General features: G+C 69.5%; 2 protein-coding genes. Both read right to left on the reverse strand.

Annotated elements, in window-relative coordinates:
• On the reverse strand, positions 1-2,194 hold a 2,194-nt coding region (pheT, locus tag WAW85_RS08545; RefSeq protein WP_422559192.1), incomplete at its 3' end, for a phenylalanine--tRNA ligase subunit beta.
• 47 nt (positions 2,195-2,241) lie between these two features.
• The coding region (gene pheS, locus WAW85_RS08550) for a phenylalanine--tRNA ligase subunit alpha (protein ID WP_422559193.1) at positions 2,242-3,129 on the reverse strand (888 nt) is incomplete at its 5' end.

Genomic DNA, 3,129 nt, shown 5'->3' on the forward strand with positions numbered 1-3,129 from the left:
GCACCGTGCGCAGTGGGAGCGCACTCAAGTCAATCTCCACCGCGCACAGCCGAGCCGGCAGGCCCGCGCGCTCAAGTACCGCCGGGTGCAGCTCGCCCGCATAGCCGACCGTCTGCCCGTCAACCTCCAGGCGGGCACAGCGCCCCGGGTGCCACGGCAACCGCTGATCGGCGACCAACGTCAACTCCACACCCGCGGCGGCGGCGACGGTGCGCGCCGCCTCAAAAGCGTCGTACGCGTCCGCAGTACGGCCCGGCCCGGCCGGTCCGGCCGGATCGAGCAGCCCGGTCAGCACCGCACCGACATACACCGGCTGCTTCGGCAGCGCGGCATCCAGAGCGGCCTGCTCATCGGCCGTCGGGCGCCGAGTGACGTCCAGGGCCGGGACCACCGGACCCTGCTCGCCGCCGAGCACCACCTGACCGATGGCGTACAACGCCAGGTCGCGGTTGCCGCGCGCCAAGTTCCGGGAGGTCATCTCCAACAGACCGGGCAGCAGCGTGGTGTTCAGTTCCGGGCGGTCGGACTCCAGCGGATTCAGCACGGTCACCGTCCGGCGGCGCGGATCGTCGTCGGGCAAACCCCACGTGTCAAAGACCCCGGCAGGCATGAACGGGTACGGCAGGACCTCCACAAAGCCGTCACCGGCCAGCGCGATCCCCACCGCCCGGCGACGGCGCTGCACCGGCGTCAGACCGGTGCCGCCCGGCGCGCTCGGGAGCACCGCCGGAATGTCCTCCAGGCCCTCCAGGCGCACCACCTCTTCAACGAGATCGGCGGGCAGCTTCAGATCCGGCCGCCACGACGGCGGCAGCACTGTCAATAGCTCGTCGCCCTCCACCGCGCAACCGACCTCGCGCAGCCGGGCCGCCGTGGTGCCCGCCGCGTACTGCACACCTGCGGTTCGGTCAGGAAGGTCAGCGGCGATCACGATCGCCGCGGGCGGGGTCTGCTCGCCGCGCACATCGGTCAGCGGTCCGGCACTGCGTCCACCGGCGATCTCGGTAATCAGCTGCGCGGCCCGGTTCGACGCCACCGCGGTGATCTCCGGATCCACCAACCGCTCAAACCGTTTGGCTGCCTCGGAACTGAGCTTGTGCCGCTTGCCGGTGCGGAAGACGCGGACCTGGTCGAAGTTGGCCGACTCCAGCAAAATCCGGGTGGTCGAGTCGGTCACCTCGGTGTCCGCGCCGCCCATCACCCCGGCCAGCGCGATCGCACCGGAATCGTCGGCGATCACCACGTCCTCGGCGTCCAACGTGCGCTCGGCACCGTCGAGGGTGGTCAGCTTCTCCCCCGACTGCGCCGCCCGGACCACCACGGCGCCGGTCACCTTGTCCGCGTCGAAAGCATGCAGCGGCTGGCCCAGTTCGATCATCACGTAGTTGGTCACGTCCACGATCGCCGAAATCGGGCGGATACCGGCCACCATGAGCCGCTTGGTCATCCACCACGGGCTCACCGCGCTCGGGTCGACGCCCTCGATCACGCGGGCGGTGTAGCGGGAGGCCTGTCCGTTTTCGTCCAGGCGCACGGGCCAGGGTGGGGTGGACCCTTCGACCGACTCAGGGAGCGAGGTCGGCTCAGGGAGCCTCTGGAGAGCCGGGTCGATGTAGTCGACGGCGAAGGCACTGGCCAGTTCGCGGGCCAGGCCGCGCATCGAGAAGGCGTAGCCGCGGTCCGGGGTGACGTTGACGTCGATGGCGACGTCGTCGAGGCCCAACACCTCGTAGGCGCTGGTGCCCGGCGCGGCGGTGCCCGGACGCAGCACCAGGATCCCGCTGTGGTCGGTGCCGATGCCGAGCTCGGAGACCGAGCAGATCATGCCCGCCGAGGTCTTCCCGTACGTCTTGCGCGCGCCGATCTCGAAACCGCCGGGCAGTACGCAGCCGGGCAGCGCGACCACCACCAGGTCGCCGACCGCAAAGTTTCGTGCGCCGCAGACGATCTCCTGCGGCTGCTCATTGCCGACGTCGACGCGGCAGAACCGGATCGGCTTCTTGAACTCGGTGAGTTCCTCGATCTGGGCCACCGCGCCGACCACCAGCGGGCCGGTGGTGACCGGGAACGGCTCGACGTCTTCGATCTCGAAACCGACCCGCACAAAGCCGGCGTCGATCTCGTCGGTCGACGCCGACCAGCCGGAGTCGCCGGCGCGGAGGGCTTCGGTCAGCCAGGACTGGGAGAGGCGCACGGGGAACTTCTTTCGCGTGAGTGCGGTGAGGAAATGCAGGTCTGGGTTTACAGCGCGAGGCCGAAGGGCAACGTGAAGCGCACGTCGCCCTCGACCATGTCGCGCATATCGGGGAGGTCGTTGCGGAACTGCAGGGTCCGCTCGAGCCCCATACCGAAGGCGAAGCCGGTGTACACGTCCGGGTCGATGCCACTGGCGCGCAAGACATTCGGGTTCACCATGCCGCAGCCGCCCCACTCGACCCAGCCGGCGCCGCCCTTCTTCCCCGGGAACCAGACATCCACCTCGGCGGACGGTTCGGTGAACGGGAAGTAACTGGCCCGCATGCGGGTGGTGGTGTCTGGGCCGAAGAGTGCCTTCGCGAAGGTCTCCAGGGTGCCGCGCAGATTCGCCAGGGTCAGGCCCTTGTCGACGGCCAGGCCCTCGATCTGGTGGAAGACCGGCGTGTGTGTGGCATCCAGCTCGTCGGTGCGGAACGTCCGCCCCGGGCAGGCGACGTAGATCGGGACATCGCGGTCGAGCATGGAGCGCACCTGCACCGGCGAGGTGTGCGTACGCAGCACCTGCCGCGATCCCTCGGGAGCGATGTAAAAGGTGTCCTGCATCGACCGCGCCGGATGGTCGGGCAGAAAGTTGAGCGCATCGAAGTTGTGGTGCTCGGTCTCCACCTCGGGCCCCTCGGCGATCTCCCAGCCCATACCGATGAAGACGTCGGCCACTTGCTCAGCGATCACGGTGATCGGGTGGCGAGCACCGGCCCGACGCCGGGCCACGGGCAGGGTCACATCGATACCCTCCGAAACCAGCACTGCGGCGTCACGCTCGGCGGTCAGCGCCGCGGTGCGCTCGTCCAGCGCCGCCGCGACCTGGCCGCGTACCTCATTGACGAGCTTGCCCGCCGCCGACCGTTCGTCCTTCGGCAGCGCGCCGAGGGC

It is taken from the genome of Gordonia sp. (in: high G+C Gram-positive bacteria), from assembly GCF_049299075.1.
Classification (GTDB): domain Bacteria; phylum Actinomycetota; class Actinomycetes; order Mycobacteriales; family Mycobacteriaceae; genus Gordonia.